The following is a 12,890-nucleotide window of genomic DNA, read 5'->3' as shown; positions in this document are numbered from 1 at the left end:
GGGAGCGTCGAGATCGCCTCCTCGGCCCAGGTGGACGGAGAGAGCGTCCTCGACGTCCGCCCCCTGATCGAGGCGGAGGGCGCCACGGATGCCTCCGTCCGCCGCGCCCTCACGGAGCACCGGTCGAACAGGCTGTTCAACGGCTTCCTGTGGAACGAGGATCAGAGCGCCTTCGCCGTGCACGGGACGCTGCCGCCGGACGTGATGGCGGACGACGCGGCCCGGAGGGAGGTCGAGGAGCGCCTGGAGGCAGCCATCGACGAGCTGCGCGGCGAGGGGCGAACGCTCGTCCTGAACGGGATCCCGATCATCCGGTCCCGGGTGCCGAAGCTCCTGGATGAGGACCAGAAGCTGCTCGTCAGCGCGGGGCTCGCCGTGTTCCTCGCGGTGCTGTTCGTCTTCTTCCGCCGCTTCGGCCAGGTCGCTCTGTCCCTGGCGTCCGTCGTGCCCGCCTACCTGGTCACGGTCTCCCTGATCGGGCTGGCCGGCAAGCCGGTGACCGTCATGACGGGCTTCATCCCGATCATCGTGCTCGTGGTGGGAGGAAGCGACATCATCCACCTCCTCTCGACCTACCGGCGACGCCGGGCCGTTTCGGCCAACGCCGACGCGATCGTGCGCTCGTTCGCGGATCTCGCCGGGCCTTGTTTCTACACCTCGATCACCACCGGACTCGGCTTCGCCAGCCTCGCCGGCACCCGCATCCACCTGCTGGTGGACTTCGGCGTGTTCACGGCCACGGCGATCCTGCTGACCTACCTGTTCAGCATGACCCTGCTCCCGGTGCTGCTGTCGTTCTACCGCGGTCGGAGGGCGGACGACCGGGCCCTCGGGGCGGCGTGGATCTACCGGACGGTCGAGGCAGCCGCCGGTCTCGCGGAGCGAAAGCCGCGACGTATTCTCGGCCTGTTCGCGGGCGCCGCGCTCATCGCGCTCGCGCTGGGCTCGGCCGTGCGGATCGATTCCCACCTGGTGGACGACCTCAACGAGCGGAGCCAGCTCCTCCGCGATCTCCAGTGGATCGAGCGCGTCGGGTTCAGCGTCTTTCAGGTCAACGTTCACCTGACGCAGGCGGGGGACCGCCCCCTGCACGAACCCGAGGCGCTGGCCTGGATGGAGGCGTTCCAGCGATACGTCGAGACGGACCCGGTGGTCGTCAGCTCCATGGGACTGCCCGACATGCTGCGGCCGCTCCGGCAGGCGACCGCGGGCGCAGAAGAGGAGCCCGGGGAACTTCCCGCCAGTCTCGAGGAATCGAGCCAGCTCCTTCTACTGGCGGAGATGCAGGAGGGCGGGCTGGTGAGCGAGCTGTACCGCCAGGCCGAGGGTGAGGCCCAGATCGTCATCAGCGTGCGGGACGCCGGGAGTCACCTCATGCTGCCGTTCCTCGCCCGCGTGGACGACTACCTGGCTCGGCGACCTCCGCCCGGAGCCACGGCGGTGCCCACGGGCACGACGCGCCTGATCCAGAACTACACCAGCCAGGTGCTGAGCAGCTTCCTGCCGAGCCTCGCTCTCGCGATCACCCTGATCTTCGGCGTGATGGCGTGGATGTTCCGATCGGCTCGCCAGGGCGCGCTGGCCCTCGTCCCCAACTTCTTCCCCCTGCTCGTCCTGCTCGCCGTGATGGCCGTGGCCGGTTTCACGCTGAAGCCGGCGACGATCCTCGTCTTCTCGATCGCCTTCGGCCTCGCGGTGGACGACACGATCCACCTCCTCGCCCGGTTCCGGGACCTCGTTCGCTCGGGGAAGCCGGCGGAGGAGGCCCTGCCGCGAGCGGTGCGGGACGCAGGCCCGGCGATCCTGATGACGAGCGTGATCGTCAGCGCGGGGTTCGCCCTCCTGATGCTGTCGAGGTTCGAGGTGCTGTACATGGTCGGCCTGATGACCCTGGTGAGCGCCGCGACGGCACTGATCGTGGATCTCTTCGTCTTCCCCACCCTCATCGGAACGGTCTGGCGGAGCGTCGCCGTGCGGCGTCCGCGAGACGCGCTCCGGGAGCTGGATTCCCATGAGAACGTCAGCTGGAATGCGTCCGGTCTCGCGTGATCGGCGATGCCGCGCCGGAAGCCGAGGCCTGCTGCTCGGCCTGCTGGCGATCGCAGCGGGGGCCGCCCGGGCAGGAGCCCAGGAAGCCCCGGCGCCATCCGCCGACGGGGCGGGCTCCGAGGAGCGCGGTCTCGCGATCGCGCGCGAGGTGAGCCGGAGGACCACCGGCTACGCCGACTACGAGGCCCACCTGGCCATGATCCTGGTGAGCCGGGACGGGAAGGAGCGGGTGCGCGAGCTGGAGATCCGCGTCCTCGCGCCGCCGAGCGACGGGGAGCGCACCCTGCTCGTGTTCCGCAGTCCGCGAGATCTCGAGGGCACGGCGCTCCTCACCCACGCGCACGAGGGCTCCGAGGACGACCAGTGGCTCTATCTGCCCGCGATGAAGAGGGTGAAGAGAGTGTCCGGGGCCTCGCGATCGAGCTCCTTCATGGGGAGCGAGTTCTCGTACGAAGACGTCAGCTCCGAGGACGTCGGGAACTTCACCTACCGGTACGAAGGCGAAGCGCGTGAGGACGGCCGGATTCTCGATGTCGTGGACCGGTTCCCGGTCGATCCCGGCTCGGGCTACTCGAGGCAGCGGGTGTACGTGGACCGCGAGACCCACCTGCCCCTGCGCATCGAGTACTTCGACTCGCGCGGAGAGCACCTGAAGACGCTGAGTTTCGCCGACTACGAGGCGCACGGCCCCTACTGGCGGGCCGGAACGCTGACCATGGAGAACCGCCGCACGGGAGCGGTGACCCGCCTCGAGTGGACGGACTTCCGGTTCGACCGGGAACCGCCGGACCGCCTGTTCACGCCCGACGCCCTGGCGCGCCGTCGAGGGTGAAGCCATGCCCGGGTCGCGCGCTCTCTCTTGCCGTCCGGCCGCCGTGGCCGCGCTGGCTCGGCTCGTCGGCTTTCTGGTCATCGCTCCCCACCTGGGTGCGCAGTGGTCGGGCAGCGCCGTCGTCGAGGGCGGCGCCTTCACACAGAGTGGGGTCCAACTCGCGGCCGCACCGCGGCAGGCGGAAGGTCTGCTCTCGATCGGCGCCGCATGGTCGAAGGAACTGGCCGACGGCCGTTACCTGCTGTCTGCGGCACCCCTGCTGAGGCTCGATCCGAGCGGTGAGCGATCACGGGCCGATTTCCTGGACCTCGGCGCTTCCGTGATCCGGAACCGCTGGGAGCTCACGGTTGGCATGCGGGAGGTGGCCTGGGGAGCCGTCGAGTCCAGGCGGTTGGTGGACGGCGTGAACCAGTGGGACCTGGTGGGCGGAGGCGAGGGCTTCATCCGCCTGGGGCAGTTGATGGCCGATCTGACGGTCTTCGGACCGTGGGGCTCGGCCGAGATCCTGCTGCTCCCCTGGTCCCGGGAAAGACGTTTCGACGGCAACTCGGGCCGCCTGTGGTCGCCGCTGCCGGTGGACGTCGAGGAGAGCCGCTACGGGTCCGGCGCGAGCGCCTGGCACTTCGGCTGGGCGGTGCGCTGGAGTCGGACGTTCGGGGCGATCGACCTCGGGCTCTCGCACCTTCAGGGCACCCTGCGCGAGCCGACCTTCGTGCACGCCGTGAACGAGGATGGCGTGGAAGTCCTCGCTCCCCTTTACACGCACGGCAGCCGGACCGGACTGGAGGCGCAGGCCGTGACCGGCCCGTGGATCTGGAAGCTCGAGACCCTCGCGGTAGAGGCAGAACCCGGGCGTTACTGGGCCGCCGTGGGCGGGCTGGAATACGGGATCGGCGGCTTCCTGGGACTGTTCCTCGAGTACGCGTGGGACAGCCGGGGCAGCGAGGCGACGACTTCCTTCGGGAGCGATGTATTCGCCGGGGCGCGGCTCTTCCTTCCGGACGGTCAAATCCGTCTCGGCGCCTTCGTGGATGCACGGAGCTTCAACACGGCCGTCACGGCGGATGCGGACTGGCGCATCGGTTCCGCGATGACGCTCGGAGGTCAGGTGAGCGTCTTCCTCGGGGATGAGTCCTCCGAGCCGACGTACGCCCGGCGTCAGTTTACCTGCTTCACCCTGCGCCTGAGCCGCTATTTCTAGCCCGGACTACCTGCCGGAGGGCGATCCGACTATCTTGGCCGCGCCGCGATCCGGATGCCTTGGCACGGATCGCGGCCACGGGGCCGTAGCTCAGCTGGGAGAGCGCCTGGTTTGCAACCAGGAGGTCGTCGGTTCGATCCCGATCGGCTCCACTCTGCAGGAGGTCGTCGGTACATTCGCACGCTTCGCGTGCTCAATGACTCGCTTCGCTCGACGGCGATCCCGATCGGCTCCCTTATCGCCGTCTCGGCCCCACCCGCGCGTGCTCCCGCGCGAAGTCGATGAGCGCCTGGAGCGCCGCCCGCCGATGGCGCCGCCGTGGATAGTAGAGGTAGAAGCCCGGGAACGGCTCGCAGTACTCCTCAAGCACCGTCACCAGCTCGCCCGCGTCGATCGGCTCCTGCACGTAGCTGGCGAACGTGATTGTGAGACCCGCCCCAGCCTGGGCGAGCCGATAGTTGAGAGCGGCATCGGTGGTGACGATCCGCGCGTCCACGTCCACGGAGAAGTCGGCGCCGTCCTCCGTGAATTCCCACTGGTACGGGGGCTCATCGGGCCCCGGACGCCAGTTGATGCAGACGTGGTCGGCCAGGTCTCGCGGATGCTGCGGCGGAGGACGATCCGCGAAATACCCGGGCGTGCCGACCACCAGCATCCGCTGCTCTTCCGATATGGGCATGGCGACCATATCGCGGGCGATCATCTCGCCGAGGCCGATCCCTGCGTCGTACCCTTCCGCCACGATCTCGCCGGTGTGCTCGACCACGTCCAGGTCGAGCCGGATCTCCGGATAGGCCTCGAGGAAACCGGCGATGAACGGCCCGTTGAGGAAGCTCTCGGCGGCTCGCGAGACGCGCAGGCGCAGGGTGCCCCGGGGCGTCGCTCCCTCTTCCTTCACGGCTTCCTCGGCCGCCCGGACGTCCCGCAGCGCGGGAGCGACCACCGCGTAGTAATGCTCGCCAGCGTCCGTGAGACGGACCGTTCGCGTCGTCCGCTCGACGAGCGCCACGCCCAGACGCTTCTCGAGCCGGGCGATCGCCTGGCTGACGGCGGAGCCGCTGACTCCCAGCTGCCGGCCGGCGGCCCGGAAACCGTTCTCCTCGGCGACGGTGATGAAGACCGTCAATTCGTCCAGGGTCGACATCGCTAATGTTTCCTTATCGTTTTGTTAAGTATCAGCCATATTCTCTTAACATTATTTTGGCCATATCCTGCAGGTGGTGAGGGGGCGCGGCAAGGGTGGAGGAGAACAGAACGCCGAGGGGACGAAAGGAAAGAAGATGAATATTCAGCGAATCGGATCGCATGCCTCGATGCCCGGGCCCGAGGACTGGTTCACCGGCTCGGTGAGGGTCGACCCGCTGTTCCAGTCGCCCAAGCCGGCGCGAGCTGCCGGCGCGAGGGTGACGTTCGAGCCGGGAGCCCGCACGGCGTGGCACACGCACCCGCTCGGTCAGACGCTGATCGTCACCTCCGGCTTCGGCCGGGTGCAGCGCGAAGGCGGCCCGATCGAGGAGATCCGGCCCGGTGACGTCGTCTGGTTCGAGCCGGGCGAGAAGCACTGGCACGGAGCGGCACCGGACAACGGCATGTCTCACATCGCCATCCAGGAAGCTCTCGACGGCGAGGTCGTGGCGTGGATGGAGCACGTCAGCGACCACGACTACGAAGGGAGATGACCGTGCCTCACGTGATCGTGAAGCTGTGGCCGGGCAAGTCGGAGGAGCAGAAGCAGCGGCTCGCGGAGAGGATCGCCGGGGACGTGATGGAAATCCTGGGCTCCCGGGAGCAATCGGTCTCGGTCGCGATGGAGGAGATCGATTCGACGGAGTGGGCGGAGAAGGTATATCGGCCCGACATCGTCGAGGCCTCCGGCCGGCTGTACAAACAACCGGGATACTCGATGTGACCGGTCTCGGGCGAACCTTCGCGGTCCGAGGCCAGTGAAGGGAAACCACGACTGAACAGAGAACCGGAGCGGAGCGGCTCCGCAGGAAAGGACGAGCACCGATGATACTGCAGGAGACATACACCCTGTCCAATGGAGTCGAGGTTCCCAAGCTCGGGCTCGGCACCTGGATGATCGACGACGAGAGCGCCGCACAGGCCGTGCGGGACGCGGTGGAGATCGGCTATCGCCACATCGACACCGCCCAGGCCTACCAGAACGAGCGCGGCGTCGCCGATGGGATCCGGACGAGCGGCGTGGCGAGGGACGAGATATTCGTGACCACCAAGCTGGACGCGGGGATCAAGTCCTACGAGGGGGCCGTCGCGGCAATCGACGGGTCACTGCGGACGATGGGACTCGACTACATCGACATGATGATCATCCACAGCCCACAGCCGTGGGCGGAGTTTCGTGGACAGGATCGCCATTTCGAGGGAAATCGCGAAGCGTGGAGAGCCCTCGAGGAAGCGTACACGGCGGGAAAGCTCGGCGCGATCGGGCTCTCGAACTTCGAGGAGCCGGACGTCGAGAACATCCTCAGGTCCTGCTCCGTCGAGCCGATGGTCAATCAGGTCCTCGCACACATCAGCAACACGCCGTTCGAGCTGATTCGGTATGCGCAGGACCGGGGGATCCTGGTGGAGGCGTATTCACCGATCGCGCATGGCGCGCTGCTGGGGAACCGGGAAGTCGCGGAAATCGCCCAGAAGTACGGCATGTCGGTGCCGCAGCTTTCGATTCGCTACACCCTCCAGCTCGACCTTCTCCCGCTGCCGAAGACCGCGAATCCGGCGCACATGAAGGACAACGCCGGCGTCGACTTCGCGATCTCGGATGAGGACATGGAGACCCTGAAGAACATCGAGAAGATCGAGGACTACGGAAGCGACCGCATGATGCCGGTCTTCGCGAAGGGCTGAAGATCTGCGGCTGTCACAGAACGGTCCGAGCGCCCGGTCAACGCCGGGCGCTCTGCTTGCCAGTCTGATTTGAGGGGGTAAATTGAGGGGAGTCAACCTCCTCGTACAGCCAGACCGGCACGGCTCTGGCTCCCCCCGCAGTCGGCCCCGTGACATTGGTGCCAGCACCTCCCTCCTGGCTGACGTTGTGCCACCGAACAGGAGGTGCCTAATGCGCAAGTTCGCGCTCCCATTCCTGCTACTTCCGTTTGCTGTGCTGCTGCACGCGTGCGATGACGCATCCACGAATCCAGCGGAGGCGGAGCAACAGAACGTGAACTTCAACTCGGTCTCCCTGGCTCCAATCGATGCGAACGAGAACTACTTCTTTTGCACCACCAATCCGGATGCTCAGGTTCAATGCATACTGCGTATTGGAAAGCCGCCCATTTGCAGATACGGGGCCGGGTGTGTGGATGACCTGGACGAGTACAGTTGCATAGAATTCGTGCACAAGGATCCGGTCTGCACAGGTCCCTGTCCCGCGGGCATGACCCTGGTGACGTACAACCCCGACCTGTCGAATGGCAGTCTTCCGTGGATAGAACCAAGCCGGAACTGTGCGAGCCAGGCGCCGCACCAACCCCAACGGTAAGGCACCTGGTGAAGCGCCTGGTTCACACCGGGGGTTTTGCAGCGCCACGAATCTGCCAGTCTGTCGAAAGCGTGTATATGGTTTGTGAGCATTTTCACGCCCCCCCCTCGTAGCACCGAACCTTCGCAGCCCGCCGGTCCCCCCCTGCCGGAGCCAAGTCCATCCGCACGACGGAGGCCCACCATGAAACGGACGCTATTTCTCCTGCTGCTCGCTCTTCCGTTCGTCCTGCTGAGCTGCGGTGAGGAGACACTCACCGAACCGGAATCGGCCCAAGTTGCCGCGGAGGTACCGCTCTTCGCACCCAGTCCGCCGCCGCCTATTGGCTTCCTTACGAATTGTGTACAGGGAACGGGAAGCAACTACTACTGTGGCGGCATCACGGGTCCATACTATTTCAATGTGAGCGTCTGCCCTACGGGTCGTGGTACGTTCGTCAGGTACTACTGCATGGACAGACAGTACGGGAACCCTTCGCCCTCCTCCGTTTGCGAAGCTAAGCAGGGACGATGGGTCAGGGTGAGCAAGACGGTTCTGAGCGAAGAGCCGCTCGTGTGCGGTGCGTTCACGTACTTCAATGTGTCCAACGTCACCGGGTTCAAGATGAAGTACACGGCGCAGGGCAGCGGTTATGGCAACGGCTGGTTCGGCCCGTGGGACTTTCACGCCGCAGCGGCACCGTAGGATCTCGCGCTTGGCTGAGTACCCTGCGTCCGGCGGTCTCGCCGCTGGCTCAAATGCCTGCGGCAGCCCGCCGGGCACTTTGCCCGGCTAGTGGTTGACGAGTGGCTCCGTTGGCGTAATGTGATGACAAGGCTTCCCTCTACTCATAGATCGGCCCCACCACAGAACTGCCGTACGCCGTCCCCTCAGACGCACGGTCGCGTTTCATCATCGCGACCTCTCCCGGCCCCGGGAGGCCGCATAGCGCACAAGGAGGTTCCTATGCGCTGGCGAATCCCACTCGTCGTTTCCTTCGCTCTGTTCGTGGCCGTGAGCTGCGACCAGCAACCCGTCGAACCGGCCGATGGCAATTCCGAACAGGCTCGGCTTGGAGTGTACAACGAGCCCGCGGCAACCTGGGACTACACGTATACCTGGGAAGACTATGACGCCTGCGGCATCGATGTCGTAACTGGTGACCTGAACTGTAAAGTCAACTACAAGTACTCGGAAGGGGACGACGGAATGATCCACTTCCACTGGAAGGAGAACTGTCACGGCTGGATGGAGGGAACGAGCGGTAACGTCTGGAGAGCAAACGAGACGTGGTCGAACGAGTCGAATTTCTACCCGCCCTCAGACATACATGACCAGACGAACTTCTGGGTGATGACGAACTGGATCAGCCACGGATCGCAGCCAAACCTCACCACGAAGTGGAAGGTGGTCTGGGTCATGGCTGCCGGCGAGGAGCGTGTCGACATAGGAGAATTCGGCAGCCCAATAATGGTGTGCCCCGAGAACTAGGGCGACTGCTTACAGGGCGCCCGGCGGCTCGCCGGGCGCTCGCATTGATGGCTGCTTGACTTCCGGACTGTATGTTCGTGACGCCCCCTCCGTGAACTCGGAGGCGAACCATGAAGACGACGTATCTGGTTGCTGGCCTGGCTCTCGTCTCGCTCTCCTGTGCATCGAGTGGAGGGCAGCAGGAAGCAGCACCTCCGACGGACTTCTGCAGCGTGGTCGGCGAGCCGGGGACCCAGAACTTCGATCGGAGCATGAGCCCGGAGATGGTCGAGCAGCAGACGCAGTTTCTGCTCTCGATTCCGGGCCTCTACGACGAGGACACGGCGCACCGAATGGAGAAGGCGGCGAAGTACTATCGCGTCTGGTACAACGGGTGCCAGTCGACCGAGTAGCTGCTCCGGCGAATCGTCCCGCTCAGAAGTCGATGTTGATCCCGATCGTAGGCAGAACGCCGATCGATTCGTTGTACTCGGGCTCGTTGGTACGCGGATCCCAGCGGACGGCGCTGATGTTGTTCCGGTTGTACACGTTCTGGACGTCCACGTACACCTCGAGCTGCCAGGTCCGGAAGCTGAAGCCCCGGTCCACCCGAAGGGCCAGCGCGCTGAAGGTCGGGAACCGATCCCCCTCGTTGTAGCGGGTCCAGTCTCGCTCGCCGGTCTCGGGCCCGGCGGTGATGAACGGGGTCGTCGGCAGGCCGGTCGCGATCCGGAACGTCCCGCTGACCTCCCACTTCGGGTTGATCCTCCAGCCCGTCGATATCGAGCCGATGAATCGCGTGTCGTAGGTGCCGGGTCGGTCCACTCCTTCGATCGACGTGTACTCCGCGCGACCGAGGCTGAGACTCAGCAGACCGTACAGAGGGATCTCGCTCAGCCGCTTCTGGAGAAACAGCTCCACTCCATAGGCGGTGCCGGTGCCGATGCTGAGCAGTGGCTCGAGGCCGAACGGGATGTCGTTGGTCGCATCCTCGAAGCCGGACGGCGCGAGCACGGCCTGCGGTCGGAACACGCGAGCGGGGTAGTCGTCATACGACTTGTAGTAGCCCTCCAGCTGCAGACGAAGATCGGGCCGAAGGAGCTGCTCCACGGCCAGCGTGACCTGGTCCGAGATGATCGGAGTGAGGGTCTCCGGATTGGCGGGATCACCGATCAGCCAGATGTAGGAGGGCGGCTGCACGTAGCGCCCGATACTTCCGCTCAGGGAGGTACGGGGTGCCACCTGCCAGGTCGCCCCGAGGCGGGGAGACAGCTGAAAGCCATCGGCGACGAAGTCGTAATAGTCGGCTCGGAGTCCGCCGGTCACCCGGAGGCGGTCGTTCGCCTGGAATGAAGCCTCGACGTACGCCGCGTTGCGGAACGCGCTGAACGAGGTGTCGACGGCCAGGGCCTGCGGATCGCCGTTCTGATCCGTCCGGACCTCCCCGGCCACTTCCACGTCGTAGGTGAGGTCGCTGGCGAACTTCAGGATGTTGCCGATCGTCCACGACAGCGTTCGTGACGGGTCCGTGGCCCACTCCACGCGCAGGCCGTTCTCGCCCTCGTCGGAGAAGTTCTGCAGGATCGTCTCGGGGGGATCGGTGAACAGCGTCTGCGTGGTCTCGAAACTGGTGAAGGTGCGGCCCACGGACACCTCCAGCCGACTGCCCGTGAAAAGTCGGTCCCAGGTCAGCCCCGCGAAGTACTGCTGGAGAGTCGGCGCCAGCGTGCGACTGTTGTCGTAGATGTCCTCTTCGTCGTCGTTGTTGAACGAGATGTCGTCCAGCGCGCCGACGAACAGGAACGAGAGACCGTCACGGCGGCCGAGCCGGTGACTCGTCTTCAGCTGAAAGTCCCAGTAGCGCGGAATGAAGCTGAAGCCCGCCGCGTTGAACACCAGGTCCAGGTAGCTGCGGCGGGCGCTGAACAGGTAGGTGCTGTTGGACCCGATGGGCCCTTCCAGGATGAGGCCCGCACCGGTGGCGGACACGTTCAGCGTCCCCGAAAGACCCCCGGTGCTTCCCTCTCGAAGCGTGATGTCGGTCACCGAGGCCGTGCGATCGCCGTAACGAACCCCCATTCCACCGCTCGCGAACTCCGTCTCCCGAACGAATTCGATGTTGATGAGAGAAAGCGGTCCGCCCGTGGAGCCCTGCGAACCGAAGTGATTGATGTTCGGGACTTCCACGCCATCCACGATGAACAGGCTCTCGTACGGAGCGCCGCCCCGCACCGCGAGATCGTTCCGACCCGGAGAGGTCACGGCCACCCCCGGAAGCAGCGAAACCGACCGGACGACGTCCTCGATCACTCCGGGTGTACGCCGCGTGTCCACCGCATCCAGAACCCGCGTGTTGGCCGGCGTCTCTCCCGCCAGTTCGTCGAAGAACGAGGGCCCGACCTCCAGGGCCTCGAGTTCGATCGGTTGCGTCGGGAGCTCGATCCGGAGGGTCAAAGGCTTCCCCGAGCCGACGATGACGTTCGAGAGAAGGACGGGACGATAGCCGAGAGCGCCGGCCCGCACCGTGTAGGCCCCCGGAGCGATGCCCCGGATCGCGAACTGCCCCCGTGCGTCGCTGATACCGGTGAGATTCGTGTCGAGGATCTCCACCAGCGCGCTGGGAACGGGCTCTCCGGTCACGCCCACCACGCGCCCGAGGATCGTGCCCTGCGGGACTTCCTGGGCGACCAGACCATCGACGGAGATTCCGGTGCTCAAGAGCGCACCGAGAAGCACGATTCGTCGGTTCATGCGCCGGAGGATAGCCATGTGAGATACGGCTCACCACACCCTTTACGACGCGAGCGGATTTGGCGATGGTGGCGGTGGTCAGTCTGTCTCTCCTGAAGGCCCTCTGCAGAGGCTGCAATGCGCCGGCTTCGTGTGTTCTCGTGGTGGAGGACGATGATCTTGTGGAGTGCGCTGGTGCCCTGGCTCGCGGGGTGCCACAAGTGGGCCTCCGTCGAACCGCCGGGCCCGATGCTACGCGAAGCGGCCGAATCCGGTTCGTCGGGCACCTACCGGGTATATCTGCCCAACGACAGAGTGATCGAGGGCCAACCAGTGGGCCTTTTAGGGGACAGTCTCGTGATCCGAACGGCAGGTGACTCCGTGACTTTGGCAGAGGCCGACGTCGAGCGCGCAGAGTTGCGGAGTGTGAAGGTGCTGGCGACAGTCCTGCTCACTGCCGGGATCATTGCCGCACCGTTCGTGTTCTTCGCCGTCGCGATAGGCATCGCCTGCTCGGGTCAGGGAGAGAAGTGCCTGAGCTGAAGCGGAGAACGGCCGCCACACGGGGTGAGTAGAGTGAGAACGCCTTCGGTTGGCCTGCTGGCGGCCGCGCTCATCTCTTGCCACTCGCGTCCGGCAAAGCCGGAAGCGGAACCGCCTGTCGCTTCTTCCTGGCCGGAGGCCGACCGTCTCTTCCAGCAGGACCCCGGGTGGCGTGGAGGCGACGGCGCGTTCTCGATCGACCTGGGCCGCGGCAGGGTCTTGTGGCTGTTCGGCGACAGCTGGGTCGATCCCGAGGCGAGTGGAAGTCGGGCCGCTGCCACGATGGTCAGCAACTCACTGGCCATCCAGGAGGGGTACGATCCGAGCGAGGCCACCACTTCCTTCTACTGGGGAACGGCCGCCGACGGCAGCCCTCGAGCGTTCTTCTCGGACACCGGCGGCGGGCGCTACTGGCCGGGGAACGGAGCGATCGTGGATGGCCGCCTGGTGATCTTTCTCATGCGGGTCATCGACGCAGAGGGCGGGCTGGGGTTCGAGGTGTCGGACTGGCGCGCGGTTTTGATACCGAACCCGGCGCAGGATCCGCACGACTGGGATACCGTGTGGCTGGAGACTCCGGC

At 65.7% G+C, this 12,890-nt stretch carries 13 protein-coding genes and 1 tRNA gene; 12 read left to right on the top strand and 2 right to left on the bottom strand.

Translation table 11 applies throughout. From position 1 onward, the window contains the following. The 4 genes from AC36XV_RS12175 to AC36XV_RS12160 all read left to right on the top strand — a co-directional run. On the top strand, positions 1 to 2,049 hold a 2,049-nt coding region (locus AC36XV_RS12175; RefSeq protein WP_492203954.1), incomplete at its 5' end, for an efflux RND transporter permease subunit. After that, positions 2,012 to 2,881 carry an outer membrane lipoprotein-sorting protein gene (locus tag AC36XV_RS12170; RefSeq protein ID WP_492203953.1) on the top strand — a complete coding sequence of 290 codons (870 nt, stop codon included), beginning with the start codon at positions 2,012 to 2,014 and terminating at the stop codon, positions 2,879 to 2,881. The genes AC36XV_RS12175 and AC36XV_RS12170, both read left to right, overlap by 38 nt. Before the next feature lie 4 nt (positions 2,882 to 2,885). Beyond that, the gene (locus AC36XV_RS12165) at positions 2,886 to 4,082 is read left to right on the top strand and encodes a hypothetical protein (protein WP_492203952.1); all 1,197 of its coding nucleotides are present in this window, start codon (positions 2,886 to 2,888) and stop codon (positions 4,080 to 4,082) included. Positions 4,083 to 4,161: 79 nt separating this feature from the next. Then, positions 4,162 to 4,234, top strand: a tRNA-Ala gene (locus AC36XV_RS12160). An 83-nt stretch (positions 4,235 to 4,317) separates the two neighbouring features. Here AC36XV_RS12160 and AC36XV_RS12155 read toward each other — a convergent pair. After that, positions 4,318 to 5,226: a LysR family transcriptional regulator gene (locus AC36XV_RS12155; protein WP_492203951.1), complete on the bottom strand. Its 909-nt coding sequence runs from the start codon at positions 5,224 to 5,226 to the stop codon at positions 4,318 to 4,320. A gap of 136 nt (positions 5,227 to 5,362) precedes the next feature. Between AC36XV_RS12155 and AC36XV_RS12150 the strand changes: the two genes are divergently transcribed. The 6 genes from AC36XV_RS12150 (at position 5,363) to AC36XV_RS12125 (ending at position 9,449) form a co-directional block, all read left to right on the top strand. Then, positions 5,363 to 5,761, top strand: coding sequence for a (R)-mandelonitrile lyase (locus AC36XV_RS12150; RefSeq protein ID WP_492203950.1), 399 nt, complete (start codon positions 5,363 to 5,365; stop codon positions 5,759 to 5,761). A 2-nt stretch (positions 5,762 to 5,763) separates the two neighbouring features. After that, complete coding sequence (locus AC36XV_RS12145; protein WP_492203955.1) at positions 5,764 to 5,991, top strand: tautomerase family protein; 228 nt, start codon at positions 5,764 to 5,766, stop codon at positions 5,989 to 5,991. Positions 5,992 to 6,092: 101 nt separating this feature from the next. After that, positions 6,093 to 6,953, top strand: a complete 861-nt coding sequence (locus tag AC36XV_RS12140) for an aldo/keto reductase (protein ID WP_492203949.1) — start codon at positions 6,093 to 6,095, stop codon at positions 6,951 to 6,953. Positions 6,954 to 8,106: 1,153 nt separating this feature from the next. Then, positions 8,107 to 8,271 carry a hypothetical protein gene (locus tag AC36XV_RS12135; RefSeq protein ID WP_492203948.1) on the top strand — a complete coding sequence of 55 codons (165 nt, stop codon included), beginning with the start codon at positions 8,107 to 8,109 and terminating at the stop codon, positions 8,269 to 8,271. A 261-nt stretch (positions 8,272 to 8,532) separates the two neighbouring features. Then, positions 8,533 to 9,057: a hypothetical protein gene (locus tag AC36XV_RS12130; protein ID WP_492203947.1), complete on the top strand. Its 525-nt coding sequence runs from the start codon at positions 8,533 to 8,535 to the stop codon at positions 9,055 to 9,057. A 110-nt stretch (positions 9,058 to 9,167) separates the two neighbouring features. After that, complete coding sequence (locus AC36XV_RS12125; RefSeq protein WP_492203946.1) at positions 9,168 to 9,449, top strand: hypothetical protein; 282 nt, start codon at positions 9,168 to 9,170, stop codon at positions 9,447 to 9,449. A gap of 22 nt (positions 9,450 to 9,471) precedes the next feature. Here AC36XV_RS12125 and AC36XV_RS12120 read toward each other — a convergent pair whose 3' ends face one another. Then, positions 9,472 to 11,787 carry a TonB-dependent receptor gene (locus AC36XV_RS12120; RefSeq protein ID WP_492203945.1) on the bottom strand — a complete coding sequence of 772 codons (2,316 nt, stop codon included), beginning with the start codon at positions 11,785 to 11,787 and terminating at the stop codon, positions 9,472 to 9,474. 153 nt (positions 11,788 to 11,940) lie between these two features. Here AC36XV_RS12120 and AC36XV_RS12115 point away from each other — a divergent pair, with 153 nt between their 5' ends. Together AC36XV_RS12115 and AC36XV_RS12110 are read left to right on the top strand one after the other, a co-directional pair. After that, on the top strand, positions 11,941 to 12,309 hold the full coding sequence (locus AC36XV_RS12115; RefSeq protein WP_492203944.1) for a hypothetical protein: 369 nt from the start codon (positions 11,941 to 11,943) through the stop codon (positions 12,307 to 12,309). Positions 12,310 to 12,342: 33 nt separating this feature from the next. Then, a partial coding sequence (locus AC36XV_RS12110; protein WP_492203943.1) for a DUF5005 domain-containing protein occupies positions 12,343 to 12,890 on the top strand: 548 nt, incomplete at its 3' end.

Source organism: Candidatus Benthicola sp. (assembly GCF_058719085.1).
Note: the sequence above shows the minus strand (reverse complement) of the source record. Positions and strands in the feature narration are given on the sequence as shown.

Coding starts and splice junctions, on each gene's coding strand:
- AC36XV_RS12130 (WP_492203947.1), top strand. CDS start 8,533: ATGCGCTGGCGAATCCCACTCGTCGTTTCCTTCGCTCTGTTCGTGGCC.
- AC36XV_RS12115 (WP_492203944.1), top strand. CDS start 11,941: ATGATCTTGTGGAGTGCGCTGGTGCCCTGGCTCGCGGGGTGCCACAAG.
- AC36XV_RS12140 (WP_492203949.1), top strand. CDS start 6,093: ATGATACTGCAGGAGACATACACCCTGTCCAATGGAGTCGAGGTTCCC.
- AC36XV_RS12165 (WP_492203952.1), top strand. CDS start 2,886: ATGCCCGGGTCGCGCGCTCTCTCTTGCCGTCCGGCCGCCGTGGCCGCG.
- AC36XV_RS12170 (WP_492203953.1), top strand. CDS start 2,012: ATGAGAACGTCAGCTGGAATGCGTCCGGTCTCGCGTGATCGGCGATGC.
- AC36XV_RS12120 (WP_492203945.1), bottom strand. CDS start 11,787: ATGAACCGACGAATCGTGCTTCTCGGTGCGCTCTTGAGCACCGGAATC.
- AC36XV_RS12150 (WP_492203950.1), top strand. CDS start 5,363: ATGAATATTCAGCGAATCGGATCGCATGCCTCGATGCCCGGGCCCGAG.
- AC36XV_RS12125 (WP_492203946.1), top strand. CDS start 9,168: ATGAAGACGACGTATCTGGTTGCTGGCCTGGCTCTCGTCTCGCTCTCC.
- AC36XV_RS12155 (WP_492203951.1), bottom strand. CDS start 5,226: ATGTCGACCCTGGACGAATTGACGGTCTTCATCACCGTCGCCGAGGAG.